Origin of the sequence: Actinacidiphila sp. bgisy160 (genome assembly GCF_965342435.1) — a bacterium.
Lineage (GTDB): Bacteria > Actinomycetota > Actinomycetes > Streptomycetales > Streptomycetaceae > Actinacidiphila.
The window spans coordinates 80,679-106,378 of record NZ_CBDRCM010000007.1; the positions used below are offsets into that span (position 1 = coordinate 80,679).

Annotated in this window: 20 protein-coding genes; 14 read left to right on the forward strand and 6 right to left on the reverse strand. The window is 73.3% G+C overall.

The features are described 5' to 3' along the window. Positions 1 to 262 precede the first annotated feature (262 nt). Positions 263 to 1,456: an argininosuccinate synthase gene (locus tag ACRWNP_RS09065; RefSeq protein ID WP_431960524.1), complete on the forward strand. Its 1,194-nt coding sequence runs from the start codon at positions 263 to 265 to the stop codon at positions 1,454 to 1,456. A gap of 87 nt (positions 1,457 to 1,543) precedes the next feature. Then, a complete protein-coding gene (gene argH / locus ACRWNP_RS09070; RefSeq protein ID WP_431960525.1) occupies positions 1,544 to 2,971 on the forward strand; it encodes an argininosuccinate lyase in 1,428 nt (475 codons plus the stop codon). 424 nt (positions 2,972 to 3,395) lie between these two features. Here argH and ACRWNP_RS09075 read toward each other — a convergent pair whose 3' ends face one another. Beyond that, a complete protein-coding gene (locus ACRWNP_RS09075) occupies positions 3,396 to 4,115 on the reverse strand; it encodes a hypothetical protein (protein ID WP_431960526.1) in 720 nt (239 codons plus the stop codon). Between the two features lie 143 nt (positions 4,116 to 4,258). Here ACRWNP_RS09075 and ACRWNP_RS09080 point away from each other — a divergent pair, with 143 nt between their 5' ends. Then, the gene (locus ACRWNP_RS09080) at positions 4,259 to 8,674 is read left to right on the forward strand and encodes a tetratricopeptide repeat protein (protein ID WP_431960527.1); all 4,416 of its coding nucleotides are present in this window, start codon (positions 4,259 to 4,261) and stop codon (positions 8,672 to 8,674) included. Between the two features lie 201 nt (positions 8,675 to 8,875). Here the strand turns inward: ACRWNP_RS09080 and ACRWNP_RS09085 are convergent, their stop codons facing one another. Continuing rightward, complete coding sequence (locus ACRWNP_RS09085; RefSeq protein ID WP_431960637.1) at positions 8,876 to 9,532, reverse strand: lysophospholipid acyltransferase family protein; 657 nt, start codon at positions 9,530 to 9,532, stop codon at positions 8,876 to 8,878. A gap of 301 nt (positions 9,533 to 9,833) precedes the next feature. Between ACRWNP_RS09085 and ACRWNP_RS09090 the strand changes: the two genes are divergently transcribed. The 3 genes from ACRWNP_RS09090 (at position 9,834) to ACRWNP_RS09100 (ending at position 12,263) form a co-directional block, all read left to right on the forward strand. Beyond that, positions 9,834 to 11,015, forward strand: a complete 1,182-nt coding sequence (locus ACRWNP_RS09090) for a glycerophosphodiester phosphodiesterase (protein WP_431960528.1) — start codon at positions 9,834 to 9,836, stop codon at positions 11,013 to 11,015. 90 nt (positions 11,016 to 11,105) lie between these two features. Beyond that, entirely contained in the window at positions 11,106 to 11,630 is a 525-nt protein-coding gene (locus ACRWNP_RS09095; RefSeq protein ID WP_431960529.1) for a sigma-70 family RNA polymerase sigma factor, read from the forward strand. 123 nt (positions 11,631 to 11,753) lie between these two features. Continuing rightward, positions 11,754 to 12,263 carry a GNAT family N-acetyltransferase gene (locus tag ACRWNP_RS09100; protein ID WP_431960530.1) on the forward strand — a complete coding sequence of 170 codons (510 nt, stop codon included), beginning with the start codon at positions 11,754 to 11,756 and terminating at the stop codon, positions 12,261 to 12,263. Between the two features lie 7 nt (positions 12,264 to 12,270). Here ACRWNP_RS09100 and ACRWNP_RS09105 read toward each other — a convergent pair whose 3' ends face one another. Further along, entirely contained in the window at positions 12,271 to 12,732 is a 462-nt protein-coding gene (locus tag ACRWNP_RS09105; protein ID WP_431960531.1) for a hypothetical protein, read from the reverse strand. After that, complete coding sequence (locus ACRWNP_RS09110; RefSeq protein WP_431960532.1) at positions 12,725 to 13,093, reverse strand: hypothetical protein; 369 nt, start codon at positions 13,091 to 13,093, stop codon at positions 12,725 to 12,727. The genes ACRWNP_RS09105 and ACRWNP_RS09110 overlap by 8 nt, the downstream gene beginning before the upstream one ends. A 452-nt stretch (positions 13,094 to 13,545) precedes the next feature. Between ACRWNP_RS09110 and ACRWNP_RS09115 the strand changes: the two genes are divergently transcribed. The 3 genes from ACRWNP_RS09115 to ACRWNP_RS09125 are packed head-to-tail and all read left to right on the forward strand — an operon-like array spanning position 13,546 to position 16,167. Then, positions 13,546 to 14,583 (forward strand): methionine ABC transporter ATP-binding protein, encoded by a 1,038-nt coding sequence (locus tag ACRWNP_RS09115; RefSeq protein ID WP_431960533.1) that lies wholly within the window; start codon positions 13,546 to 13,548, stop codon positions 14,581 to 14,583. Then, positions 14,580 to 15,299, forward strand: a complete 720-nt coding sequence (locus tag ACRWNP_RS09120; RefSeq protein ID WP_431960534.1) for a methionine ABC transporter permease — start codon at positions 14,580 to 14,582, stop codon at positions 15,297 to 15,299. Before ACRWNP_RS09115 ends, ACRWNP_RS09120 begins: the two co-directional genes overlap by 4 nt. Before the next feature lie 37 nt (positions 15,300 to 15,336). After that, positions 15,337 to 16,167 (forward strand): MetQ/NlpA family ABC transporter substrate-binding protein, encoded by an 831-nt coding sequence (locus ACRWNP_RS09125; RefSeq protein ID WP_431960535.1) that lies wholly within the window; start codon positions 15,337 to 15,339, stop codon positions 16,165 to 16,167. 37 nt (positions 16,168 to 16,204) lie between these two features. Here the strand turns inward: ACRWNP_RS09125 and ACRWNP_RS09130 are convergent, their stop codons facing one another. Then, positions 16,205 to 16,591, reverse strand: coding sequence for an MmcQ/YjbR family DNA-binding protein (locus ACRWNP_RS09130; RefSeq protein WP_431960536.1), 387 nt, complete (start codon positions 16,589 to 16,591; stop codon positions 16,205 to 16,207). Positions 16,592 to 16,630: 39 nt separating this feature from the next. Further along, positions 16,631 to 17,398 carry a class I SAM-dependent methyltransferase gene (locus ACRWNP_RS09135; RefSeq protein ID WP_431960537.1) on the reverse strand — a complete coding sequence of 256 codons (768 nt, stop codon included), beginning with the start codon at positions 17,396 to 17,398 and terminating at the stop codon, positions 16,631 to 16,633. A gap of 212 nt (positions 17,399 to 17,610) precedes the next feature. Here ACRWNP_RS09135 and ACRWNP_RS09140 point away from each other — a divergent pair, with 212 nt between their 5' ends. The 5 genes from ACRWNP_RS09140 to ACRWNP_RS09160 all read left to right on the forward strand — a co-directional run bounded on the left by ACRWNP_RS09140 (position 17,611) and on the right by ACRWNP_RS09160 (position 25,700). After that, positions 17,611 to 18,255: a GNAT family N-acetyltransferase gene (locus ACRWNP_RS09140; RefSeq protein ID WP_431960538.1), complete on the forward strand. Its 645-nt coding sequence runs from the start codon at positions 17,611 to 17,613 to the stop codon at positions 18,253 to 18,255. A gap of 101 nt (positions 18,256 to 18,356) precedes the next feature. After that, entirely contained in the window at positions 18,357 to 19,577 is a 1,221-nt protein-coding gene (gene cbiE, locus ACRWNP_RS09145) for a precorrin-6y C5,15-methyltransferase (decarboxylating) subunit CbiE (RefSeq protein ID WP_431960539.1), read from the forward strand. Positions 19,578 to 19,827: 250 nt separating this feature from the next. Beyond that, entirely contained in the window at positions 19,828 to 23,055 is a 3,228-nt protein-coding gene (gene cobT, locus ACRWNP_RS09150) for a nicotinate-nucleotide--dimethylbenzimidazole phosphoribosyltransferase (RefSeq protein WP_431960540.1), read from the forward strand. 536 nt (positions 23,056 to 23,591) lie between these two features. After that, on the forward strand, positions 23,592 to 24,836 hold the full coding sequence (gene cobA, locus ACRWNP_RS09155; RefSeq protein WP_431960541.1) for a uroporphyrinogen-III C-methyltransferase: 1,245 nt from the start codon (positions 23,592 to 23,594) through the stop codon (positions 24,834 to 24,836). Positions 24,837 to 24,881: 45 nt separating this feature from the next. After that, positions 24,882 to 25,700 carry a TrmH family RNA methyltransferase gene (locus ACRWNP_RS09160; protein ID WP_431960542.1) on the forward strand — a complete coding sequence of 273 codons (819 nt, stop codon included), beginning with the start codon at positions 24,882 to 24,884 and terminating at the stop codon, positions 25,698 to 25,700.

Here is a 25,700-nt window from a genome sequence, read left to right on the forward strand (position 1 = left end):
CGCGCGTCCCCGCTCAATGCCCGGTTTCTCGCCACGCGCCGTACGGCGGTGTGGTAATGCCGCGCGCGCCGAGGGCCCGCAGGGCCGGGCGGCCGGGCGGGGCCTCGGCGCGGCTGCCGCGGAGAGCCGCCGACACGCCTGTGACCTGCGGCGACACGGGCGATTGACGAAGCATGCAGAGGAGTGCATACTTATACCCATCAGCGTATGACTCATCATCGCCGCCATACGCACCCGACCTCGCGCACCAAAGGAGAGACCCGTGACCGAGCGCGTCGTACTCGCCTACTCGGGCGGACTGGACACCTCCGTCGCCATCGGATGGATCGCCGAGGAGACCGGCGCCGAGGTCATCGCGGTGGCCGTGGACGTCGGCCAGGGCGGCGAGGACCTGGACGTCATCCGCAAGCGGGCGCTCGCCTGCGGCGCGGTGGAGGCCGAGGTCGCCGACGCCAGGGACGAGTTCGCCGACGAGTACTGCCTCCCGGCGATCAAGGCCAACGCCCTCTACATGGAACGCTATCCGCTGGTCTCCGCGCTCTCCCGGCCGACCATCGTCAAGCACCTGGTGGCCGCCGCCAAGAAGCACGGCGCCTCGATCGTCGCCCACGGCTGCACCGGCAAGGGCAACGACCAGGTCCGCTTCGAGGCCGGCATCTCCTCCCTCGCCCCCGAGCTGACCTGCATCGCGCCGGTCCGCGACTACGCGATGACCCGGGACAAGGCGATCGCTTTCTGCGAGGAGAAGAACCTCCCCATCGCCACCACCAAGAAGTCCCCCTACTCGATCGACCAGAACGTCTTCGGCCGGGCCGTCGAGACCGGCTTCCTCGAGGACATCTGGAACGCCCCGATCGAGGACGTCTACGAGTACACCCAGAACCCGGCCACTCCGCGCGAGGCCGACGAGGTGGTCATCACCTTCAAGCAGGGCGTCCCGGTGGCCGTCGACGGCAAGCCCGTCACCGTGCTGCAGGCCATCCAGCAGCTCAACGAGCGCGCGGGCGCCCAGGGCGTCGGCCGGATCGACATGGTCGAGGACCGCCTGGTCGGCATCAAGTCCCGCGAGGTGTACGAGGCTCCGGGCGCGATCGCCCTGATCACCGCCCACCAGGAACTGGAGAACGTCACCGTCGAGCGCGAACTCGCCCGCTACAAGCGGCAGGTCGAGCAGCGCTGGGGCGAGCTGGTCTACGACGGCCTGTGGTTCTCCCCGCTCAAGCGGGCCCTGGACGGCTTCATCGAGGAGGCCAACCAGCACGTCACCGGCGACATCCGGATGACCCTGCACGGCGGCCGCGCCGTCGTCACCGGCCGCAAGTCCAGCGAGTCCCTGTACGACTTCAACCTGGCGACGTACGACACCGGTGACACGTTCGACCAGTCCCTCTCCAAGGGCTTCATCGAGATCTTCGGCATGTCGTCGAAGATCGCCGCCAAGCGCGACCTGGCCTAGTCAGTAGCCTCGACCATGGCAGCCCGCCTCCCCGCCCACGGCGGGGAGGCGGCCGCACATCCACCCCCGAGGGAAGCGAGCAGAGCAGTGAGCACCAACAGCGGCGACGTCCGGCTCTGGGGCGGCCGTTTCGCCGACGGTCCCGCGGAGGCGCTGGCCAAACTCTCCGCGTCCGTCCACTTCGACTGGCGGCTCGCGCCGTACGACATCGCGGGTTCCCGCGCCCACGCGCGCGTGCTGCACAAGGCCGGCCTGCTCAGCGACGTCGAGCTGACCCGCATGCTCGTGGGCCTGGACCAGCTGGAGTCCGACGTCGCCGACGGCTCGTTCACCGGCACCATCGCCGACGAGGACGTCCACACCGCCCTGGAGCGCGGCCTCCTGGAGCGGCTCGGCCCCGACCTCGGCGGCAAGCTGCGCGCCGGGCGGTCCCGCAACGACCAGGTCGCCACGCTCTTCCGGATGTACCTGCGCGACCACGCCCGGATCGTCGGCGGTCTGATCGCCGAACTGCAGCACGCCCTGGTCCGGCTCGCCGAGACGCACATCGACGTCGCCATGCCCGGCCGCACCCACCTGCAGCACGCCCAGCCGGTGCTCTTCGCCCACCATGTGCTCGCCCACGTCCAGGCGCTGTCCCGGGACGCCGAGCGGCTGCGGCAGTGGGACGCGCGCACCGCCGTCTCGCCGTACGGCTCCGGCGCGCTGGCCGGTTCCTCCCTCGGGCTCGACCCGGAGGCCGTCGCCAAGGACCTCGGCTTCGAGCACGGTTCGGTGGCCAACTCCATCGACGGCACGGCCTCGCGCGACTTCGTCGCCGAGTTCGCCTTCATCACCGCCATGATCGGCGTCGACCTCTCGCGGATCGCGGAGGAGGTCATCATCTGGAACACGAAGGAGTTCTCCTTCGTCACCCTCCACGACGCCTTCTCCACAGGCTCGTCGATCATGCCGCAGAAGAAGAACCCGGACATCGCCGAACTCGCGCGCGGCAAGTCCGGGCGGCTGATCGGCAACCTGACCGGCCTGCTCGCCACGCTGAAGGCGCTGCCCCTGGCGTACAACCGCGACCTGCAGGAGGACAAGGAGCCGGTCTTCGACTCCTGCGACACCCTCGAGGTCCTGCTGCCGGCCTTCACGGGCATGATGGCCACGCTCACCGTCAACCGGGAGCGCATGGAGGAGCTCGCCCCGGCCGGCTTCTCGCTCGCCACGGACATCGCCGAGTGGCTGGTGAAGCAGGGCGTGCCCTTCCGTGTCGCGCACGAGGTCGCGGGGGAGTGCGTCAAGGTCTGCGAGGCCGAAGGCATCGAGCTGGATCAGCTCACCGACGAGCAGTTCGCGAAGATCTCGCCCCACCTCACCGCTGAGGTGCGCACGGTGCTCGACGTCCACGGCGCGCTGGCCGCCCGTGACGGGCACGGCGGGACCGCGCCGTCGGCCGTGGTCGTGCAGCTCGCGGAGGTCAAGCGGAACCTGGCCGTCCAGCTGGCGTGGGCGCGGGCCAAGGGCTGATCCCGGGGACCGCGAGCCCGGCCGGGTCCGTTCACCCGGCCGGGCTTGTTCGTCCTCCCGGATGAGACACCGATGTCTCATCCGGGTGACGCACTTCCCGCGACCCTCGGCGCCGCCGCCGGGGCCGCCGCGGCGCCGTCGCGCGCCGCTGGCCGGTCCGCGTCGCCGTCACGGACGGCCTCGGCGCGGGCCGGGCTGTCGTCCACCGTCACGGCGGAGGTCAGCCTCCCCGGCGTCCCGCCGCGGCGGGCCGGTGCCGCCTCCGGCGTCTCCGAGACCGCGTACGACCTCGGCGCCGCCCTCGCATCGCCCTCCCCGGCTCCGCCGTCACCGGCACATCCGGCGGCCCGGCCTCGGGCGGCCCGCCGCCCCCACCGACGGCCCGCCCGCCGCCTCCGCCGCCGGCGGCTTGCGGACAGCCGGGTCACGCGGCGCCGGGGTCGTCGAGGGTGAAGACCGTCAGCCACTGCGAACCCGCCGGCCGGTAGCCGAGGTCCATCAGCGCCGTGGTCACCGCGCGCATGTGCGCCGCGCCGTACAGGATCCCTGCCGTGAACGGCTCGGTACGGCCGGCCCGGGCGTGGTGCACATGCGTCACCGCGTCGATCAGCAGGCGGTCGCGCCGGTGCAGCACCAGGTCCTCCGTCCCCGCCCAGAACTCCGTCTCCTCCTCGTCGTCACCGGGCAGGTCCTCCAACTGCAGGTACCGGGCGAGGAACCGGCGCGTGCCGAGCAACCGCATGCCCGCGACGTAGGCGGGGACGAGCACGGCCAGCGTCGCCCGCTCCCTGAGCGGCAGCCGCCGCCACCGGTCGTCGAACTCCGCACCGCTCATGTCCGGGCACACCACCGGCACGCCCAGCGTGGCGAAGTCGATGTCCTGGACGACCAGTCCCAGACGCTCGTGCCCCCCGAGGCTGCGGTACGACCGCGTGAGCGCGAGCGCCGCCGTGCCCCCCTGGACGCCCTCGGCGATCACCAGGTCGCACGAGGCGCGCAGACGGGCCGTCACCTCCTCATAGAACGCCGGCTCCGCCAGATGGATCATCGGGTACAGCTCGAAGGTCAGCGCCGAGCCGCGACTGCGGAACCGGATGAGCGCCGACCGTACCCCCGCCAGCTCCGTGACCTCTATGTACTGCACACGTCCCCCCCGCCCCCGGCGGATCCGTCGATCGCGAGGACGCGCTGCGGGGGCCGCGGGGTTGCGCCGAGGCCAACGTGGTCTGCGCGCCGCCGGGTTGCACTCCGTATGCTGCCGGTACCCGCCGCGGGGGAGGGAGCGCCATGAGCACGGACGCACAGTCCGGTCAGGACACCGACGTCCTGGCCGTCCTGAGGGAGTACACCCTCGACTGCCGCTACGAGGAGACCGAGGCCCTCATCGGCGCCGAACTCGCCCGGGCGGAGGGCGACCCGGTGCGGACGGCCCGACTGCACGTCGCACGCGGCCGGTCGCTGCTGCGGCAGTACGAACACGCGTCGGCGCTCGCCGAGTTCGCCACGGCCCTGCGTCACGACCCGCAATGCGGCCAGGCGGCAGGATGGCGCGTGGCGGCCCTCGACCGCATGCGCCGCCACGACGAGGCCCTGGCCGAGGGCACGGCGGCCGCGGCGCGGCTCCCGGAGGCCGTGGACGTCCACACCGCGCTGGGCTGGCTGCACCACGGCGCCTGCCGCTGGGACGAGGCCCTGGCCGCCTTCGAGCGGGCCACCGCCGTCGGACCGCGCCACGCGGAGGGCTGGATCGGCGCCGCGTGGACGCGTGCCGAGCTGGGCGACACCACGGCCGCGCTCCAGGGGCTGGAGGACGCCGAGCGCGGTCTGGCCGACCCCGTCGAGGTGCGCTGCGCGGCGGTGCGGATCGCGGCGAGCCGGGGCGAGGCCGACCTCGCCCACACCAAGCTGGTCTCCGCCCGCTCTCTGGACCGCGACGACATCGCCGTGCTGACGGCGGAGGTCCGGTACGAGAGCTGCCGCGGGGCCCACCAGACCGCCGTGGAGGCCGCCCAGCGCCTCGTGGGCAGGTACGGCCGCCGGCCCGAGGCGCACGTCGAGCACGCCCGCGGCCTCCTGGACCTCCGGCGATGGGACGAGGCGATCGCGGCCTGCGACCGGGCGCTGACGATCGAACCGCGCTGGGTCGAGGCATGGGGGTGCAAGGCCCAGGCACAGCGGCAGCGCGGCGACCTCGCTGAAGCTCTCTCCACGGGACGGCACGCGGCACGGACGTGCCGGTACTCCCCGGGCATCAGGCTGGAACTGGCCGCCGCCGAGTTGGCCGACGGAGCACTCGACCGCGCCCTGGCCCGTACCGAGGAGGCCCTGGGGCTCGACCCCACCCACGAATGGGGGCTGTCAGTCCGCGCCGAGCTGCTGATGTACACCGGCGACACGGCGGGGGCGATCACGACCGCCGAGCGTGGCGCCGCCCTGCGCCCCGCCGAACCGGTGGCTCTCACCACCCTCGCCCGTGCCCTGCACGCGGCCGCCCGGCACGACGAGGCGCTCGCCGTCCTGACGCGCGCCAGGGAACTCGCCCCCGGCGACACCGTCCTCGTGGAGGAGATCCTGGGCCTGCTGCGTTCGACCCATCGCTGGGACGAGGCGGGGCAACTGATCGCCTCCGTGCGTGCGGGCGAGAGCGCGGAGCGACTGGAGGCGTTCCTCCTGGAGGAGGAGGGCTGCGTCTCCTACGGGCGGGAGATGTACGCCCGGGCGCTGGAGGAGTTCGAGGCCTCGCTGCGCGCGGACCCGGGGCGCCGCCTCGCCGCCCGGCTGCGCGTCCAGTCCCTGCAGATGCTCGGGCGCCTGGCCGACGCGGAGGCCGCCGCCCGGCGGGGCGCCGAGGACGCCCCCGACGACCCGGACGCCCACGTGCTCCTGGCGAAGGTTCTGTTCGCCGCGGAGCGCGACGACGAGGCACTCGCGGCGATCGAGCGCGCCCTGCGGCTCGACATCACCTCCACGGAGGCCCACTTGGCCCGGCTCGGCGGCCTCCGCGGGGCGCAACGGTGGAGCGAGGCCGCCGCCGCTCTGGAGGAGGCTGCCCGCCACGGTGTGCCGGCGGATGAAGTGGCCGTTCAACGGGCCTGGGTGCACCTGGGAGGTGAGGACCACGAAGCGGCCCTCGCCGCGGCGGAGGAATGTCTGCGCCTTCGCCCGAGCGCCGTGGGTGCCCTGCACGTGCTCACCCTGGCGCACGCGGGCCTTCAGCAGTGGGCGGCGTCCGAGTCGGCCGCGCGGCGGGCCGCCGCCGTGTTGCCCCGTTCGGCGGCGGGCCCCTGCCTGCTCGCCCGGTGCTTCGGCGAGCAGGACCGGCGCGCCGAGGAGTGCGAGGCGTACGAGGAGGCATTGCGGCGTGAGCCGGACCACCGCGACGCTCTGCTGGGCAGGCTCTCCGTCCTGCAGACGCTCGGGCGCTGGGAGGAGGCCGAGAGCGCCGCCGAGCACGCCGTCGGACTCCGGCCCGACGACCCGGAGGTGCTGATCGCCGCGGGACGGCTGTACTCGGCGATGGAAAGGCCGCACGACGGCCTGCCCTTCGCCCGGCGCGCCGACGAGCTGACCGGAGGCGGCGCCGACGCCGCGGGCCTCCTGGCCTGGCTGCTGCGCCGTGCGCGGCACTGGAACGAGGCGGAGGACGTGCTGCGCGGCTACATCGGCCGTCACCCGGAGGAGCCGGACGCCCACGTCGATCTCGCGTACTGCCTCTGGGACCAGGACAAGGACGAGGAGTGCCTCGCGAGTGTCGACCGCGCCCTGGCCCTGCGACCCGACCGTGTCCGCACGCTGACCTTCAAGGTGGAGGTGCTGTGCGCGCTGCGGCGGTGGAACGAGGCGGAGGCCGTGGCGCGCCAGGCACGCGCCAGTCATCCGGAGATCGCCGCCGCGCACGTCGCGACCGCCCAGGTGCTCGCCGGCACCTACCGCCGGGAGGAGGCGCTGCCCCACCTCCGGCGCGCCCTGCAACTCGACCCGGAGCACGAGTGGGCGTGCCGGCTGCTGATCAACACCCTTGCCGCGCTCGGCCGTTTCGAGGAGGCGGAACAGGCGGCTCAGGCGCTGCTCGGCAGGGTCCCGGACGCGGTGTCCGTGCGGTGCAGGCTGGCCGCGGTGCTGTGCGAGCAGCACCGGTACGACGAGGCCCTGGCCCAGTGCGAACGCGCCCTGGCCGACGACCCGTACAGCGTGGCCGCCCACGACCAGCGGGCCACCGCGCTGCGCGAATGCGGCAGCCTGGACGAGGCCGAGAGCCGCGTCGAGGAGTTCACCCGCGGCCGCCCGCACCTCACGTCGATCCGGTTCGAGCTGGCGGCGGTGCACGCGGAGCGCGGCGACCACACCACGGCCCGGCGGGTCCTGGACGAGCTGCTGGAGTCCGCCTCCGGCCCCCTCGCCCGGGCCGAGGCCCGGGCCGCGACCGGCTGGGTCGCACTGATGGACCAGCGTCCGCTCGACGCGGCGGACGCTTTCGGGGAGATCCTGCGGCAGTGGCCGCACGACCACGACTTCCGGGTCGGCCGTGCCTGGTCGCTGGTGCGCCTGGCCGACCTCGCCCCCGGCCCGCAGGCGGACGAGCGCCTCGCCGAGGCGGCCGCCCACTGCCGTGCCGTCAGCCGTGAGGACCCCCGCAACGCCGCCGCCCACACCTGCCTCGGGCTGATCGCCCACCGGCGCGGGGAACCGGCCGCCGCCGAGCGGCACTTCGCCCGGGCCGTGGAACTGGACCCGTACGGGCGCTCCCACACGGAACTGGGCGCGCTCCACGTGCAGCTCGGCCGGTACCCGGAGGCCGAGGCCGTGCTCCGCCGGGCCGTGGAGCTGGACTGGTACGACGTGCAGGCCCACGTGGAGCTCGGCAGCCTGGCGCTGCACCGGGCCCGCGAGGGCGCGGGCGACGCCACGATGGCGGAGGCGGCCGGCGCGTTCCGCCGGGCCGTCGCGGTGGACCCGGACAGCGGCAGCGCGGCCCTCGGGCTCGCGGTGGCGCTGGCGGAGGGCGCGGGGGACCTGGGCGCCGCCGAGGAGGAGCTGCGGCGCGTACTGGGCCGGAGCGGGGTGCGCGACCAGCCGCAGTGGCAACTGCGGCTGGCGCTCGCACGGCTGCTCGTGCAGGCCGGCGACGCCGAGCAGAGCGCCGACCGCTACCGCGACGCGGCCCAGGAGGCTCGTGCCGCGATCCGGCTGGCCGAGCGGGAGGCCGAACCGCACTTCGTGGCCGGTGTCGCGGAGCAGCGCCTGGGCACGCAGACCGTCGACGTGCGGCTGAAACTGCTCCACCGGCGCCGGGCCCAGCGTTTCCTGACCCGGTGCCGGCGTCTCGACCCGGCGCACCAGGACGCGGATCGGGCGCTGCGGCTGCTGGAGGAGGACGCGCGAGCAGCCCGCGGAAGCCGGCTGAGCAGCGCGGTCCTGGTGCTGGTGGCGACCGCCGTCCTCGCGGCCGCCTGGGTGGACTTCCTGTGGAAGCACCACGTCACCGCCGTGATGCTCACGACCCTGACGCCGGTGCTGGCCGGGCTCATCGCGGTCGGGTTCCTGCTGCCGGTGCTGATCCGGCTCAAACTGCCCGGGGGGATGGAGGCCGACCTGTCGGCGAGCATCGGCCAGATCTCCCGCGGCCCGCGCGGCGAGGTCGTGCTCGCCTCGGCGCGGACACCCGCCGGCAACGGGCCGGTCGGCCGGATGCCGCGGCTGTGAGCCGGGCAGGGGCGCGTGCCGGCCGTGTCGTCGGATGAGCTCCCCCGGCTACCGGGAGGTGCCCCCAGGCGCGGTGCGTCGCAGGGCGGAGAGTCGGCCTCGTGGTGGGCCACTCGGACGATCGGACAACTCCCGCGGGCCGAAGGCCGGGGGAGTGCCGTGCCGGACGTCGCCGGGTGGGCGCTCATGCGACGACACGGCCTATGCCGCCGTCGCGTGGACCGAGGCCTTGGACGCCTTCGCCTTGGTGGCGTAGATGTCCACGTACTCCTGGCCGGACAGCCGCATCACGTGGCTCATCACCTCGTCGGTGACGGCACGCAGCACATAGCGGTCGCGGTCCATGCCCTCGTAGCGGGAGAACTCCAGCGGCTTGCCGAAGCGGACGGTGAAGCGGTGCACCCGCGGGACGCCGGCGCCGCCCGGCTGGATCCGGTCGGTGTCGACCATCGCGAACGGGACGACCGGCGCGCCGGTCATCAGCGCCAGCCGCGACACGCCCGTGCGGCCGCGGTAAAGGCGGCCGTCGGGGGAGCGGGTGCCCTCGGGGTAGATGCCGAAGACCCTTCCCTCGTCCAGGATGCGACGGCCGGTCATCAGGGCGGCGACGCCGCCGTGACCGCCGTCGCGGTCCACGGGGATCATGCCGACGGAGGTGAAGAAGGCCGCCATCAGCCGGCCCTTGATCCCGGGCGTGGTGACGTATTCGTCCTTGCCGATGAAGAAGACCTGACGCTTCACGACCAGGGACAGGAACATCGAGTCGATGAAGGTGACGTGGTTGCCGGCGAGGATCACCGGGCCGTCGCCCGGGATGTTCTCCGCCCCCTCGACCCTGGGTCGGAACAGAACGCGCATCAGTACTCCGAGCAGTGCCTTGAGGATGATGCGGAACAACGGGTCCTCCGGTCGTGGTCGGCGGGAGTCCGGCCGGGACGCCCGCGGGGTTCGCTCACCAGTGTGCGCCTCCCCCGGTGAGGACGATACTTCCGCCACGTCGCGACACGCACACCGGGTTCACACGACCGGTACGCATTGTTGACGTGCGTTTGCGTCACGTTCCGTCGCTCGCCGCTCGGGGGCAACACCGGCCTGCCTACGATGCGCGCGTCGTTTGCGAGGATCCGGACGGACGTTCGGCCGACACGAGGGGGCGCACATGAGGCACGAGCAGCAGGGCGGCCGGGAACAGGGCAGGGGGCCCGGGCGCCGGGCACTGATCGGGGCCGCTGCGCTCGGCGCCGGCGTCACCGTGCTCGGCGGCGCGGGGACCGCCGCGGCCGGCGAGCGGGGCTCCTCGCACGGCTCCGTCCCCGTCCACCCGCTGCCCGTGCCGACCGTGGTCGGCCACCGCGGCGCGAGCGGCTACCGCCCCGAGCACACCCTGGGCTCCTACCAGCTCGCCCTGGACCTCGGTGCCGACGTCATCGAGCAGGACGTCGTCCCCACCAAGGACGGGCACCTCGTCTGCCGTCACGAGCCTGAGATCGGCGGCACCACCGATGTCGCCGGCCACCCCGAGTTCGCCTCCCGCCGGACCACCAAGACCATCGACGGCGTCGCGACCACCGGCTGGTTCACCGAGGACTTCACCCTCGCCGAGCTCAAGACCCTGCGCGCGGTCGAGCGGCTGCCGGCACAGCGGCAGCGCAACACCCTCTACAACGGCCACTGGGAGGTGCCCACCTTCGAGGAGGTGCTGCGCTGGGCCGACGAGCAGGGCCGTAAGCGCGGCAAGGCGGTGTGGCTGCACGTCGAGACCAAGCACCCCACCTACTTCCGCGGCCTCGGCCTCGGCCTGGAGGAGCGGCTCGCCAAGCTGCTGCGCCGCTACGGCCGCGACAAGCGCAACTCCCCTTTGTTCCTGCAGTCCTTCGAGCCCGGCAGCCTCCAGCGGCTCGGCGCGCTCGGCCTGCGCAACCCCAAGGTCTTCCTGCTGGACGCGGCGACCACCCGCCCCTACGACTTCGTCGTCGCCGGGGACCCGCGCACCGTCGCCGACCTGGTCACCCCGGCCGGACTGAAGTGGATCGCCGGTTTCGCGCAGGGCATCGGCCCCACCCTGAACCTGATCATCCCGCGCGACGCGGCCGGCAAGCTCGGCATGCCCACCACGCTGGTGCGCGACGCCCACCAGGCCGGGCTGATCCTGCACCCCTACACGATGCGCAACGAGAACAGCTTCCTGCCCGCCGACTTCCGGGTCGGCACGGACCCCAACGCCTACGGCGACGCCTTCGGCGCCTTCAAGGTGTACTTCGAGCAGGGCATCGACGGCATCTTCTCCGACAACTGCGACACCGCGCTCCTGGCCCGCGCGGACTTCGCCGGCCGGAAGTGACCGTCAACACCAGGTGATCCCCCTCCCGCGCACGGGTGGTTCCCCCGCCAGGGGGCAACCACCCGGCGCGGCACGAGTGTCCCGGCGGGCATGACCCCGCGTGCACGAAGCGAAGAACTGACCGCCATCCGGCCGCTGCTGGCCGCCGAGGCCGCGGCCGAGTCCGTCCCCGCCTGCATCGAGGCGGCCGACCTCGAACAGTCGGTATGGCTGCGGTTGCTGGAACTCCCCGAGCCGCCCGCCGACCCCGCCCGCTGGCTGCGCCGCGCGGTGCGCGCCGAGGTCCGCCTGGCCGTTCGCCGGGCGCGCCGGGAGACGCCGTACGGCCCCGGCCGGCACCCCGCCGCCGAGGCACCGCAGAGCACCGAACAGCTGGTGCTCGCCGCCGAGCAGCGGCGCACCCTCCTGGCCGCCGCGCGCCGGCTGCCCGGGCGCTGTCCTGAGCTGGTATCCGCCCTGATCTCCCGTTCCGACCCCACTTACCGCGAAATCTCAGGCGAGTTGGGAATCTCACAGGGCAGCCTCGGACCGATGCGTTCCCGGTGCCTGAGTTGCCTGCGTACGATCCTCGCAACCGGGGTTGCAGGACCCGTACGACGGGGTAATGCACCGTAAACAGTCGGCGTATGGACGCTTGTGCACGGCCGCGCCGCCTTCCGGAAACGATTCAGGGCAACGTCCCGCGCCGCACCCTCACCCCCCGCGGCCCGGGCGGACTCGAAGGAGAGGCCAGCGCACATGGGTATGAGCGTGACCATCTCTGCGGCTACCGGCGACGACGCCGAGAAGATCCTCAAACTGCAGTACCTCTGCTACCAGGACGAAGCCGCACTGTACGGGGACTACGGCATAGAACCGCTGACCCAGACCCTCGACGCGCTGCGCGCCGAACTCGCGGGCGGGATCGTGGTGGTGGCCCGGCTCGGCGAGGAGGTGGTGGGTTCGGTCCGCGGCTGCGTGGACGAGGACGGCACCGCGCGGATCGCCAAGCTGATCGTCCACCCCCGCATGCAGCGGCACGGACTCGGCGGCCGTCTGCTGCGGGCCATCGAGGAGCGCCTGGCCGCGGAGAGCGAGGCCAAGCGGTACCGGCTCTTCACCGGGCACCGCAGCGAGTTCAGCCTGCGGCTGTACCGCAAGCTGGGCTACGCGCAGGTCGGCAGCGTCGAACCGGTCACCCGGCAACTGAGCCTGGTGCACATGGAGAAGCCGGCCGCCCGGCCGGAGACGTACGCCGCGAGCGCCTGAGCCCGCGTCAGGGGGCCGGGTACTGCTCGGAGGCCTGCTGTGGCCGCGCCTGCCGGCGCAGCCACAGCAGGCCGGTCACCGGTACGACGACGGGCAGGAACAGGTAGCCCATGCCGTAGTCGGACCACACGGTCTGGTCCGGGAACGCTCCGGAGTCGACCAGCGTCAGGGTGCCCACCGCCAGCACGCCGGCCAGTTCGAGCGTGCAGCTGACCAGCGCGACCTTCCGCGCGCCCTCGCCGCCCCGCCACAGGGCCACCGTGATCACCGCGTAGAGGACACCCGCCAGCAGGGAGAGCAGGTAGGCCAGCGGCGCCTGATCGAACTGCGTGCTGATCTGCACGATCGCGCGGGAGAGCGCGGCGACGGTGAAGACCCCGTACAGGGAGAGCAGCAGCCTGCCCGGCCCGCGGCCGATGCCGCGTCCGGCGGTTGCGGGCGCGGTGGTGTCCTTCGCGGTCTCAGGCACTGACGCCTCCCCAGATGTCGTGGAGCCGCACCTCCAGCACGGCCAGGATCACCCCGCCCGCGGCCACGATCGCCGAGCCCCAGCGGGTGCGCTCGGTCAGCGACATGAAGCCCGCCGCCGGGACGGTGCAGGCGGCGCCGACCAGGTACGCCACGAAGATCGTCGTGCCGTCCACCGGCTTCTCGCCGCCGCTGAGCTTGACCACACCTATCACCAGCTGGACGAGCGCCAGCACCGCCACCAGGGCCATGCCGATGAAGTGCCAGTCCTTGGTCGGCTGGTCGCGGAAGGCCGCGAAGCCGCACCAGGCGGCCAGGAGCAGCGCCGTGGCCGAGACCACGATCGTGAGCGCGTCGAGCATGGCGCGACTCTATTACGGGCGGAAACGGCCGGGTCCCCGCCCCCTGGGTGTCCACATTCCGGACTCCGGGACCGGATATTGGTACGCCGCACGGGCGTCTGCTTTACTGGTGCGCATGACCACGACGAACCGCCGCTGCCGCGCGACCGAGGCGATGACGCCCGGTGTTCGTCGTATGTGTCGAATGTGTGCACGCTGAGGGCCCACGCCATCTGAGTCCCGCGCCCCGAAGCGAGACCCGCCCCTCCTGCCGCGGACCGCACACCCCCATGCACATGGAATCGCAGCAGTCCTTCCGCCGTCGCCGGCCGGCGCACGACCGCCGGCCGCCCGGCACCCGCTGCTGACCTTCTTCCACGCTCCGCACAGGGGCGGAGCCATGCCATGTCCGCGGTCCATACGCCCCGTGTGCGGCTCTCGTCCGCCGCGCACCCGACAGTGACGGAAATCCAGTGATCACCACAACGGGCCTGACCAAGGTCTACCGATCCCGCGACCGGGAGACGGTGGCCCTCGACGGCGTCGACCTGCACGTCCGCGAGGGTGAGGTGTACGGCGTCGTCGGACGCAGCGGTGCCGGCAAGAGCACGCTCATCCGCTGCGTCAACCTGCTGGAGCGACCCACGTCGGGCACCGTCGAGGTGGCCGGCCGGGACCTGACCGCACTCGCCGGCCGCTCCGACCGCGCGGGCTCCGCCCTGCGTACCGCCCGCACGGGCATCGGCATGGTCTTCCAGCATTTCAACCTGCTGTCCTCGCGCACCGTCCGGGACAACGTCGAGCTGCCCCTGGAGATCCTCGGCGTCTCCGGCCGCGAGCGTCGCCGCAAGGCCCTGGAACTGCTCGACCTGGTGGGCCTGGCCGACAAGGCCCGCGCCTACCCGGCCCAGCTGTCCGGCGGCCAGAAGCAGCGCGTCGGCATCGCCCGGGCCCTGGCCGGCGACCCCAAGGTGCTGCTCTCCGACGAGGCCACCTCCGCGCTCGACCCCGAGACCACCCGCTCGATCCTGCAGCTGCTGCGCGACCTCAACCGGCAGCTCGGCCTGACCATCCTGCTCATCACCCACGAGATGGATGTGGTCAAGGCCGTCTGCGACTCCGCCGCGCTGATGAAGGGAGGCCGCATCGTGGAATCCGGCAAGGTCACCGACCTGCTCGCCACGCCCGGCTCCGAACTGGCCCACGAACTCTTCCCGGTCGGCGGCGAGCCGTCCGGCGAGGGCCGCACCGTGGTCGACCTCACTTTCCACGGCGAGGCCGCCACCGAACCCGTCATCTCCCAGCTGTCCCGGACCTACAACATCGACATCTCCGTGCTCGGCGCCGCGCTGGAGACCATCGGCGGCCGCCAGGTCGGCCGGATGCGGATCGAGCTGCCCGGCGCCTTCGAGGACAACGTCGTGCCGATCGGCTTCCTCCGCGAGAAGGGCCTCCAGGTCGACGTCGCCCCGGTCGCCGGTGACGAGCCGGCCAAGGAGGGCGCGAAGTGAGCTGGTCGCAGATGCAGCCGCTGCTGTCGCAGGCCTGTTGGGAAACCCTGATCATGGTCGGCTGGTCCACGCTGATCGCGGTGGCCGGGGGGCTGCCGCTGGGCGTCCTGCTGGTGCTGACCGACCGCGGCGGACTGCTGCGCAACGCCGCGGTCAACAAGGCCGTCGGCGTGGTCGTGAACCTCGGCCGCTCGCTGCCCTTCCTCATCCTGATGATCTCCGTGCTGCCCTTCACCCGCTGGGTGATCGGCACCACCATCGGCGCGGAGGCCATGGTCGTCCCCCTCTCCATCGGCGCCATCCCGTTCCTCGCGCGCCTGGTGGAGACCTCCGTGCGCGAGGTCGACAGCGGACTCGTCGAGGCCGTCCAGGCGATGGGCGGCAGCACCTGGACCGTGGTCCGCAAGGCCCTGCTGCCCGAGTCGCTCCCCTCCCTGATCGCCGGGCTCACCACCACTGTGATCGCGCTCATCGGCTACTCCGCCATGGCCGGCACCATCGGCGGCGGCGGCCTCGGCGACCTCGCCATCCGCTACGGCTACCAGCGTTTCGAGACCTCGCTGATGCTCGTCACGATCGGCGTGCTGATCGTCATCGTGACCGTCGTCCAGCTCGCCGGCGACCTCGCCGCCCGCGCCGCCTCGCACCGCGGCCGCGGCTCCACCGCGCCCCGGCTGCGCCTGCTGCGCCCGGCCGCGACCCCTGAAACCTCCTGACACCGCAAGGCAACACCGCTGAAGAAGGGCACTTTTCGTGCGTACCACCGTCAAGATCACGACCGCCGTCCTCGCCGCCGCGGGCCTCACCCTCGGCCTGACCGCCTGCGGCGCGGACTCCGGCTCCACGAAGGACAGCGCGAGCGACCCGCTCGTCGTCGCCGCGAGCCCCGTCCCGCACGCCGAGATCCTCGACTTCGTCAAGGACAAGCTGGCGGCCAAGGCCGGGCTCAGGCTCGAGGTCAAGGAGTTCAGCGACTACGTGACGCCGAACACCGCCACCGAGGACGGCTCCGTCGACGCGAACTACTTCCAGAACCAGCCCTACCTGGACGACTTCAACAAGAAGAAGGGCACCCACATCGTGCCCGTCGTCACGGTCCACCTGGAGCCGCTCGGCCTGTACTCCGACAAGTTGAAGTCCGCCGACGCGATCAAGAACGGTGCCACGATAGCCGTCGCCAACGACGCGGTGAACGAGGCCCGCGGCCTCAAGCTGCTCGCAGCGGGCGGCCTGATCACCCTCAAGGACGGCGTCGGCAACGAGGCCACCCCCGCCGACATCACCGCCAACCCCAGGAACCTGAAGTTCAAGGAGCTGGAGGCCGCCCAGCTGCCGCGTTCCCTGCAGGACGTCGACGCCGCCGTCATCAACGGCAACTACGCCATCTCCGCGGGCCTCAAGCCCGCCGACGACGCCCTGGTGCTGGAGTCCGCCGACAACAACCCCTACGGCAACTTCCTGGCCGTCAAGGAGGGCAACGAGAAGGACCCGCGCGTGCTGAAGCTCAAGAAGCTGCTCACCTCGCCCGAGGTGAAGAAGTTCATCGAGGACAAGTACGCCGGCTCCGTCATCCCCTCCTTCTGACCCACCGGCCCCCCGGCGGGGGCGGGCACCGCGCCGCTCACCGCGCCCCGTCCCCCGCCGCCCCGGGCCAGTCAAGCCGCAACCGCTCCGCGCGCGGCAGCCGCGCCACGACCAGGTCGTACGAGTCCTCGACCAGCTCGCACACCATCGCGTCGGGCAGCGAGCCGTCCAGCGTCACCGTGTTCCAGTGGCGCTTGTTCAGATGCCATCCGGGCGCGATCGCCGCGTGCTCCGCCCGCAGCCGCACCGCCAGGTCGGGATCGCACTTCACGCTCACCTTCAGCGGCTCGTCCCCCAGCGCGCTGATGGCGAAGATCCTCCCGCCGACCTTGAAGACGGTCACCTCGGTGTCCCGCGGGAAGGGGTTCTCCTCCGTCGCGCCGTTGAAGCCGAGACAGAAGCCCCTGAGCCGATCCGCGTCCATCCGCCCATTCAACAGGGCGCCACCGGCAGAGCAGCGGGGTCAGCGCCGCCGCACCCAGTACACGTCCGTCGTGTACGGCATCTCGACGGCGTCCTTGCCGCGCGTCGCAGCGTGCCCGGCCAGCACCGCCTCCACCTCGGCACGCACCCGCTCCTGCTCGGCCGGGTCCATCACCGCGATGTGGCTCGAGGAGGTCATCCGCTCCACCACGTCCGTGACCGTCGTCGAGTGCGGGTTCGGCCAGTGCCGCTCGTGCACCCGCGACCAGCCCGCGCGGTCGGTGAAGGCCTTGCGCCAGCCGTCGTCCAGCGGACTCGGCAGATCGCGCGGCGCCAGCCGGAAGACGATGTCCTGGTAGTCCCGCACCCAGGGGACCGAGGTGTCGTAGGTGTTCCACACCAGCGCCAGCGAACCGCCCGGCCGCAGCAGGCGTTCGACCTCCGCCAGGGCCGCCTCCTCCTGGAACCAGTGCCAGGACTGCGCGGCCACCACCGCGTCCGCGCACCCGTCCGGCAGGCCCGTCGCCTCCGCCGTCCCAGCGGACACCCGCACTCCCGGCAGCAGCTCCGCGAGCCGCTCGCGCATCTCCGTCACCGGCTCGACCGCGATCACCTCCGCGCCCGTCAGCGCCAGCAAGCGGGTGAACTTGCCGGTGCCGGCGCCCAGGTCGACCACCGTGCGGCCGGCCTCGAGGGGCAGCGCGTCCGCCAATTCGGCCAGGGCCGCCATGGGGTACGAGGGCCGAGACCGCTCGTACACACCCGCGGCCCGCTGATATCCGACTCCTGCTGCGTGGTGCACCGTCACGCGGGCAGACGCTAGCAGGACCGTATGACAACAGGGGGAGCGGACCTGCGGAAAAGCCGGGGAACAGCACACCAACTGCTCCCGTCGTACGGATGGTTGGACGTACCCTTGGGCGACGGCCGCGCAGGCCCCCGCGGCGACCCGGTCCTGCGGTGACCCGGTGGATGCTGCATGCTGTGCACTTCACACATGCCCTGGCTACGGAGCGTCGAATGACCAGCTTCCCGGAGATCTCCATCAGTACGGAGCGGCTGGTGCTGCGCACGTACGAGGAGTCCGACATCCCCGCCCTGGCGGAGATGATGAACGACGAGTCCGTGATCGCCTGGACCTCCGTGCCGCACCCGTACACCGAGGCGGACGCCCGCTCCTTCATCACCGAGTTCGCCCCCGCCGAGCGCGCGGAGGGCCGCGGCATCGTGCTCGCCGTCACCGAGTTCCTCACCCAGCGGCTGGTCGGCACCGTCCACCTGCAGCGCACCGACTGGCGCATCCGCAGCAGCGAGGTGGGCTACATGATCGCCCCCTGGGCGCGCGGCGAGGGTTACGCGGCGGAGGCCGTCCAGGGCACCGCCCAATGGCTCTTCGACGACCAGAAGTTCGAGCGCCTGGAACTGCGCACCGCCGCCGGCAACGCCGCCTCGCAGCAGGTCGCGCAGAAGATCGGCTGCATCAGCGAGGGCGTGCTGCGCGGCGCCGGCCTGGTCCGCCACAGGCCGGACGGGGATACCGGCGGCCACTGGGAGGAGATCCGCACCGACCTGATCGTTTGGAGCCTGCTCCCGGAGGACCTGGACGGGCTCGCGGAGCAGTCCGCCGACGGCTCCGACTACACGGCGTACCCCGACTGGCAGTGAGCACCCGCTAGCGCAAGATCCTGTCCGGGGTACTGTGCACACCCCGGGATCACACCACCCCCGGGCACCACACCGCGACGCGCCCAGGAGGCAGGACGACGATGGCCGACCGCGTCACCGTGATCGGGTGGGACGGCTCACCACCGGGCGAGGCAGCGCGCTCCGCGCTCTCGGCCGCCACCCTGGTGGCCGGGACCCGGCACCATCTGGCACTGCCTTTCGTGCCGGAGGACGCCGAGCGGATCGTGCTGGGCAGTATCGACCTCGCCGCCCGCCGCATCGCTCGGCACCGCGGCACCGCGGTCGTCCTCGCCGACGGCGACCCCGGCTTCTTCGGCGTCGTCCGCGCCCTGCGCACCCCCGAGTACGGGCTGGAGGTCGAGGTCGTCCCCGGCGTCTCCTCGGTCGCCCAGGCCTTCGCACGGGCCGGGATGCCCTGGGACGACGCCCGGGTGGTCGTCGCGCACACCCGGACCCTGCGGCGGGCCGTCAACGTCTGCCGCGCCCACCCCAAGGTCGCCGTGCTGACCGCGCCCGGCGCAGGCCCGGCCGAACTCGCCCTGCTGCTGGGCGACGAGCACCGCACCTTCGTGATCTGCGAGGCCCTCGGCACCGAGCACGAGCAGGTCACCGTCCTCACCTCCGACAAGGTCGCCGACCACACTTGGCGGGACCCCAACGTCGTCCTCGTCATCGGTGCCGCCCCGGCCGCCGCCCCCGCGCCCGTGCCCGTTCCGGTCACCCCGCAGTCCGGCTGGCTGGCGGGCGGCGACCCCGCCGCGGCCGACCGCGTACGCGGCTGGGGGCTGCCCGCCGAGCGGTACACGCCGGGGGACGGTCCGGCGCACCTGCGCGCCCTGCAACTGGCCCGGCTCGGGCCGCGGGCGGGCGACCTCCTCTGGGACATCGGCGCCGGCGGCGGCGCCGTCGCCGTGGAGGCGGCGCGCTTCGGCGCGGCCGTCATCGCGGTGGAGGCCGAGGCCGCGGCGTGCGACCGGATCGAGGACACCGCACGGGACTTCGGGGTGCGGGTGCGGGTCGTCCACGGCCAGGCACCGCACGTGCTGGAGGACCTTCCGGAACCGGACATCGTGCGCATCGGAGGCGGCGGACCGGAGGTCGTCGCCGCCTGCGCCGCGCGCCGGCCGGAGCGAATCGCCGCGAGCGCCGCGAACCGGGACGAGGCCGAAGCCGTCAGCCGCGCCCTCGACGAGGGCGGATACACCGTGGAACGCGCGTTGTTGCAGGCTGTGGAGCTGGACGACGAGTGGTCCGAGCGGGAGCGCACGGTGGTCTTCGCGCTCCTCGGACACCGCAGGTGAGCCGGTGGGTTGCGCCCACATTGGCACCGGTTTGAGGTGAACCCCCTGAGCATGCGCGGGCACACGCACGGTAGGCTGACGGACCGCTGTGCCGTCGTCGCGCATTGACGTCGCGTGAGGGCTGATCAGTATTGGTCAGTACCGGTCAATCGCCGTCGTCGTGCCGGTTGCCGCCCACGCTCGTTCTCTGAGTGGGCGGTGTGCTCGGCGCAGCGATGGAAGGAGCGAAACCGATGGGCGAGGGGCACGCATGACTGACACCGGCCAGGTCCCGGGTGAGGGACTGCCGGAGAACGCAGGCGAAGAAGCGGTTCTGCAACCGCACGCCGACCTTCCCGGCAGTGGCGCGCAGCAGCAGTCCGTCCCTTCGTGGGACGTCGATCCGCTCACCGCGCCGGTTCCTCCCGAGTACCAGTACCTCGACCAGCCGTCCGGCGCCCTGCCGGTCGACGAGGACGAGGAGATGCTGCTGATGCCCGGTCTGCAGGGGTCGTGGGCCGACCCGCAGCCGGTGCCGCCGCAGCCGTCCCCGGTCGCCGCGGCCCCCGTCCCGGCGCCCGTCCCCGTGATCCCGCCGACGCCGGTCCCGGCGCAGGGCCCCGCTCCCACCCCCGTGCCGGTCGAGCACACCCCGCACGTCGGAGTGCCCGTGGCGCCCGTGGGCATCGAGCACGACGCCCACGAGAGCGGCGGCCGTGACTCCGTCTCCCTTGACTACTCCGCGGTCCGCGCGGAGGTGCCGGTCGTACCGGGCGTGCCGGTGCCGGAGCAGGTGCCGGCCGAGCAGGCCGCGTCGCCGCAGCCCTTGTCCGAGCAGCCCGAGCAGCGTGCGCAGTTCGTGGCGGAGACCGTGCCCGTGGCGGAGACCCTCCCGCAGCCCGCGGAGGAAGCCGTCCAGGTCCGGGCGGCCGAGCCTGCCCCGCAGCCCCATGTACCCGCGCAGGCACAGGTGCAGGAGGCCGCCCCGGCCGCGCCCGCACCGCCGCGGCGGCCGCTCCACATGGGTCCCCCGATCCCGGACCCGTCCAACGGCGGTGGCATCGTGCGCTCCCTGGCCGACCGCGGTCCGGCCACCCCCGCACCCGCCCCGGCGCCGCAGCCGGTCCCGGCGCCCATGCGCCAGTCCGGGCCGCCCACCACGGGACCGGAGTACCTGGACATCCCCCGCGACGAGGCCCCTGCCGAGCCCCAGGCTCCGGTGCCGGTGCCGGTGCCGGTGCCCGCGTCCGGCGAGACCTGGACGGCCTCGGCCGAGCCGCCGGTGCCCGAGGCCGTCGTGCCGGAGCCGGTCGCCGCCGTGCCCGTGGCACCGCTGGAAACCCCGGACGAGCCGCTGCCGTTCGGCATGGAGCCGGCCGTCGAGCCGCCCGTGGCTCCGGCCGTGGCGGAGGCGTCCGAGCCCGTCGTGACGCCCGAGCCGGTCGCCGCTCCTGAGCCGGAGCCGGTCGCCGCTCCTGAGCCGGAGCCGGTGGCCGCCGCGCCGGAGCCGGTCGCCGAGGCCGTGGCGGAACCCGGTCCCGAGCCCGCGGTCGCGCCGGCGCCCGTCGTCGTGGAACCCGCCACCGCCCCTGCCGCGGCCGTGCAGGAGGAGACCCCGCTCGCCGTCGCTGTCACCGTCGCCGAGCCGCAGGCCGAGGCCGTGCCCGAGGCGGACGTGGTGCCCGAGGCAGCCGAAGTCCCCGAGGCAGCCGAAGCCCCCGAGGTGCCGGCGGCCGGCGAGGAGGAGAGCCCGGAGCCGTTCCTCCCCGCCGCCGAGGGCTATGACCCCGCCGTGCGGGACGCCGTGCACCGCGTCATCCGCGAGCGCCGGGACATCCGCAACGGCTTCCGCAAGGACCCGATCCCGCACGAGGTGCTGATCCGCGTGCTGGAGGCGGCGCACACCGCGCCGAGCGTGGGCCACTCCCAGCCGTGGGACTTCGTCGTCATCCGCTCCGCCAAGACCCGGGAGCGCATGCACGAACTCGCCATGCAGCAGCGCGAGGCCTACGCCAAGTCCCTTCCCAAGGGCCGCGCCAAGCAGTTCCGCGAGCTGAAGATCGAGGCGATCCTCGACACCCCGGTCAACATCGTCGTCACCGCCGACCCCACCCGGGGCGGCCGCCACACCCTGGGCCGCTACACCCAGCCGCAGATGGCCCCTTACTCCTCGGCGCTCGCCGTGGAGAACCTCTGGCTCGCCGCCCGCGCCGAGGGCCTCGGCGTGGGCTGGGTCAGCTTCTTCGACGAGCGTGAGATGGTCCGCGAACTCGGGCTGCCCGAGCACCTCGAGGTCGTCGCCTATCTCTGCGTCGGCTACGTCGACGAGTTCCCCGAGGACCCCGAACTGGTGCAGTCCGGCTGGTCCAAGCGGCGCCCGCTGTCCTGGGTCGTCCACGAGGAGGAGTACGGCAACCGGGCCCTGCCCGGCGAGGAGCCGCACGACCTCCTGGAGGAGACCCTCCGCGGCATCCGCCCGCTCGACGCGAAGGCGCTCGGCGAGGCCTGGGAGCGGCAGAAGCGGATGACCAAGCCGGCCGGCGCGCTGGGCATGCTGGAGATCATCTCCGCGCAGCTCAGTGGGTTGTCCCGGCAGTGCCCACCGCCGATCCCCGAGCCCGCGGCCGTCGCGATCTTCGCCGGGGACCACGGGGTGCACGCCCAGGGCGTCACCGCCTGGCCCCAGGAGGTCACCGGCCAGATGGTCGCCAACTTCCTCGGCGGCGGGGCCGTGTGCAACGCCTTCGCCAACCAGGTGGGCGCCGAGGTGTGCGTGGTGGACGTCGGCGTCGCCTCCGACCTGCCCAGCACGCCCGGTCTGCTGCCCCGCAAGGTCCGACCCGGCACCGCCGACATGACCGCCGGGCCCGCCATGTCGCGCGAGGAGGCACTGCGCGCGATCGAGGTCGGCATCGAGACCGCCCGCGACCTCGTCGCCGCGGGCAACAAGGTGCTGCTCACCGGGGAGATGGGGGTCGCCAACACCACCGTCTCCGCGGCCCTGATCTCCGTCTACACCGGGGTCGACCCGGCGGAGGTCACCGGGCGCGGCACCGGCATCAACGACGAGATGCACGCCCGCAAGATCGACGTCGTGCGGCGCGCCCTCGAACTCCACCGGCCCGACCCGTCCGACCCGATCGAGGTCCTCGCGGCGATCGGCGGCCTCGAGCACGCGGCCATGGTCGGCCTGCTGCTCGGCGCGGCGTCCCTGCGGACCCCGGTCATCCTCGACGGCGTCAGCGCGGGCGCGGCCGCCCTGGTGGCCCGCACCATCGCGCCGGAGGTCCTCGCGGCCTGCATCGCCGGCCATCGCAGCGCGGAGCCCGGCCACCGTGCGGCGCTGACGAAGCTGGGCCTGCGGCCGCTGGTCGACCTCGACCTGCGGCTCGGTGAGGGCACGGGCGCGCTGCTGGCGCTGCCGCTGGTGCAGAGCGCTGCGCGCGCGATGCACGAGGTGGCGACGTTCGACTCCGCCGGGGTCACCGAGAAGTCCTGACGCGGGCGGCCGTGGTGGGCGGGTTGGTTTCCCCGCCCGCCCTCCCGCCCTCCCGCCCCCAGCCTTCGGCCGAGGGGACCCCCGTCCGGCGCGGTAGGTGCGGGCCTGCGCGGGGTGCGTTGGGTGGGCCGGGGTCGGGGCCCGCCGGGGCTGGGCGTTCTGTACCGCATATTCATGTGCATGGCGGGCACTCGCGCTTGGCCGCCCCGGGTGCCGCACAAACACATACACGTCAGCGTCCAGAACGCCCTCCCGCCCCCAGCCTTCGGCCGGGGCTGCCCCGGGGCCCGCGCCCCCTCCGTCGGTTGCGCGACCAACGGCCGGTGCCACGCCAGTGTGCGCGGGCCGTACCGATCGTGCCGGCCGGGGGAGGGCGGGTGGGTGGGGGATGCCCGCCGCGGGCGCACCGCACCGCAGGTGTGATCTTGGGCGCTGCGGCGCGGCCACCCCGCACCGTAGGGTTGGGGCGGGGCAGGGTCGCCCCGCAACCCCACCCCCTGTCGCGCCGCGAGGCACACCCGAGGAGCCGCACCGCCATGACTGCCGCCGAGGACCGCAACGCACCCGCCTACCCCGTCGGACTGCGCCTCACCGGCCGGCGCGTGGTCGTCCTCGGCGGTGGCCAGGTCGCCCAGCGCCGCCTGCCCCCGCTGGTCGCGGCCGGCGCCGACGTCGTCCTGGTCTCCCCGTCCGCGACACCGTCCGTGGACGCGATGGCCGCCGCCGGCGAGATCCGCTGGGAGCGCCGCCGTTACCGGCCCGGCGACCTCGCCGACGCCTGGTACGCGGTCATCGCCACCACCGACCGCGAGGCGAACGCCGCGGCCTCCGCGGAGGCGGAGGAGCGCCGGGTGTGGTGCGTCCGCAGCGACGACGCCGACGCGGCGACCGCGTGGACGCCGGCGACCGGCCGTACGGAGGGCGTGACCGTGGCCGTGCTGACCGGCCGGGACCCGCGGCGTTCCGCGGCCGTGCGGGACGCGATCGTGGAGGGCCTGCGCGACGGCTCGCTCGCGGCGCCCCAGCACCGTGGGAGGACCCCGGGCGTGGCGCTGGTCGGCGGCGGTCCGGGCGACCCGGACCTGATCACCGTGCGCGGGCGCAGGCTGCTCGCGGAGGCGGACGTCGTCATCGCCGACCGCCTCGGCCCGCGCGACCTGCTCGACGAACTGCCGCCGCACGTCGAGGTGATCGACGCCGCGAAGATCCCGTACGGCCGCGCGATGGCCCAGGAGGCGATCAACGCGGCGCTGATCGAGCACGCGAAGGCCGGCAAGGCGGTCGTGCGGCTCAAGGGCGGGGACCCGTACGTGTTCGGGCGCGGCATGGAGGAGGCGGAGGCGCTCGCGCAGGCGGGCATCGCCTGCACCGTCGTGCCGGGCATCTCCAGTTCCATCAGCGTCCCGGCCGCCGCCGGCATCCCGGTCACGCACCGGGGCGTGGCGCACGAGTTCACCGTGGTCAGCGGACATGTGGCCCCGGAGGACCCGCGGTCGCTGGTGGACTGGGCGGCCCTCGCCCGGCTGCGCGGCACGCTGGTGCTGCTGATGGCCGTGGAGCGGATCGGCCCGATCGCGGCGGCGCTGGTGGAGCACGGCCGGGGTGCGGACACCCCCGTCGCCGTGATCCAGGAGGGCACGATGTCGGCCCAGCGCCGGGTCGACGCGACGCTCGCGACGGTGGGGGAGCGGGTGGCGGCGGAAGGCATCCGGCCGCCCGCGGTGATCGTCATCGGCGAGGTCGTCGCCGTGGGCGATCGCGTAACCGGCGGTAACCAGTGACGTCGGTGCCGTTGGCACCGCACTTCGGACAAGGCAGTGCACCCTGTGGCTGAGCTCATCACCATCGACGATCCCGACGACCCGCGTCTGCGCGACTACACGTCCCTGACCGACGTGGAGCTGCGCCGACGCCGCGAACCGGCCGAGGGGCTGTTCATCGCGGAGGGCGAGAAGGTCATCCGGCGCGCCCGGCAGGCCGGTTACCGCATGCGCTCCATGCTGCTGTCCGCCAAGTGGGTCGATGCCATGCGGGACGTCATCGACGAGGTCCCCGCCCCGGTCTACGCGGTCAGCCCCGAGCTCGCCGAGCAGGTGACCGGCTACCACGTGCACCGGGGCGCCCTCGCCTCGATGCAGCGCAGGCAACTGCCCGACGCCGCCGACCTGCTGGGCGACGCGCGCCGGATCGTCGTCATGGAGTCGGTCAACGACCACACCAACATCGGCGCCATCTTCCGCAGCGCCGCCGCCCTCGGCATGGACGCCGTCCTGCTCTCCCCGGACTGCGCCGACCCGCTGTACCGCAGGTCGGTCAAGGTCTCGATGGGCGCCGTCTTCTCCGTCCCGTACGCCCGGCTGGAGAGCTGGCCGCGGGATCTGGAGACGGTACGGGAGGCGGGCTTCAAGCTGCTCGCGCTGACCCCCGACGAGAAGGCCACCGACATCGACGAGGCCGCCCCGCACCGCCTGGAGCGCGCGGCGCTGATGCTGGGCGCCGAGGGCGATGGCCTGTCCACCCGTGCCCTGGTCGCCGCGGACGAGTGGGTGCGCATCCCGATGGCGCACGGGGTGGACTCGCTGAACGTGGGGGCGGCCGCCGCGGTCGCGTTCTACGCGGTGGCGACCGGCCGCCCCCGGGACTGA

Bases quoted from the DNA above. Each gene is read 5' to 3' on its own strand.
- ACRWNP_RS09080 (WP_431960527.1), top strand. From the start codon at position 4,259: ATGAGCACGGACGCACAGTCCGGTCAGGACACCGACGTCCTGGCCGTC.
- ACRWNP_RS09085 (WP_431960637.1), bottom strand. From the start codon at position 9,532: ATGCGCGTTCTGTTCCGACCCAGGGTCGAGGGGGCGGAGAACATCCCG.
- ACRWNP_RS09090 (WP_431960528.1), top strand. From the start codon at position 9,834: ATGAGGCACGAGCAGCAGGGCGGCCGGGAACAGGGCAGGGGGCCCGGG.
- ACRWNP_RS09095 (WP_431960529.1), top strand. From the start codon at position 11,106: ATGACCCCGCGTGCACGAAGCGAAGAACTGACCGCCATCCGGCCGCTG.
- ACRWNP_RS09100 (WP_431960530.1), top strand. From the start codon at position 11,754: ATGGGTATGAGCGTGACCATCTCTGCGGCTACCGGCGACGACGCCGAG.
- ACRWNP_RS09110 (WP_431960532.1), bottom strand. From the start codon at position 13,093: ATGCTCGACGCGCTCACGATCGTGGTCTCGGCCACGGCGCTGCTCCTG.
- ACRWNP_RS09130 (WP_431960536.1), bottom strand. From the start codon at position 16,591: ATGGACGCGGATCGGCTCAGGGGCTTCTGTCTCGGCTTCAACGGCGCG.
- ACRWNP_RS09140 (WP_431960538.1), top strand. From the start codon at position 17,611: ATGACCAGCTTCCCGGAGATCTCCATCAGTACGGAGCGGCTGGTGCTG.
- cbiE (WP_431960539.1), top strand. From the start codon at position 18,357: ATGGCCGACCGCGTCACCGTGATCGGGTGGGACGGCTCACCACCGGGC.
- cobT (WP_431960540.1), top strand. From the start codon at position 19,828: ATGACTGACACCGGCCAGGTCCCGGGTGAGGGACTGCCGGAGAACGCA.
- cobA (WP_431960541.1), top strand. From the start codon at position 23,592: ATGACTGCCGCCGAGGACCGCAACGCACCCGCCTACCCCGTCGGACTG.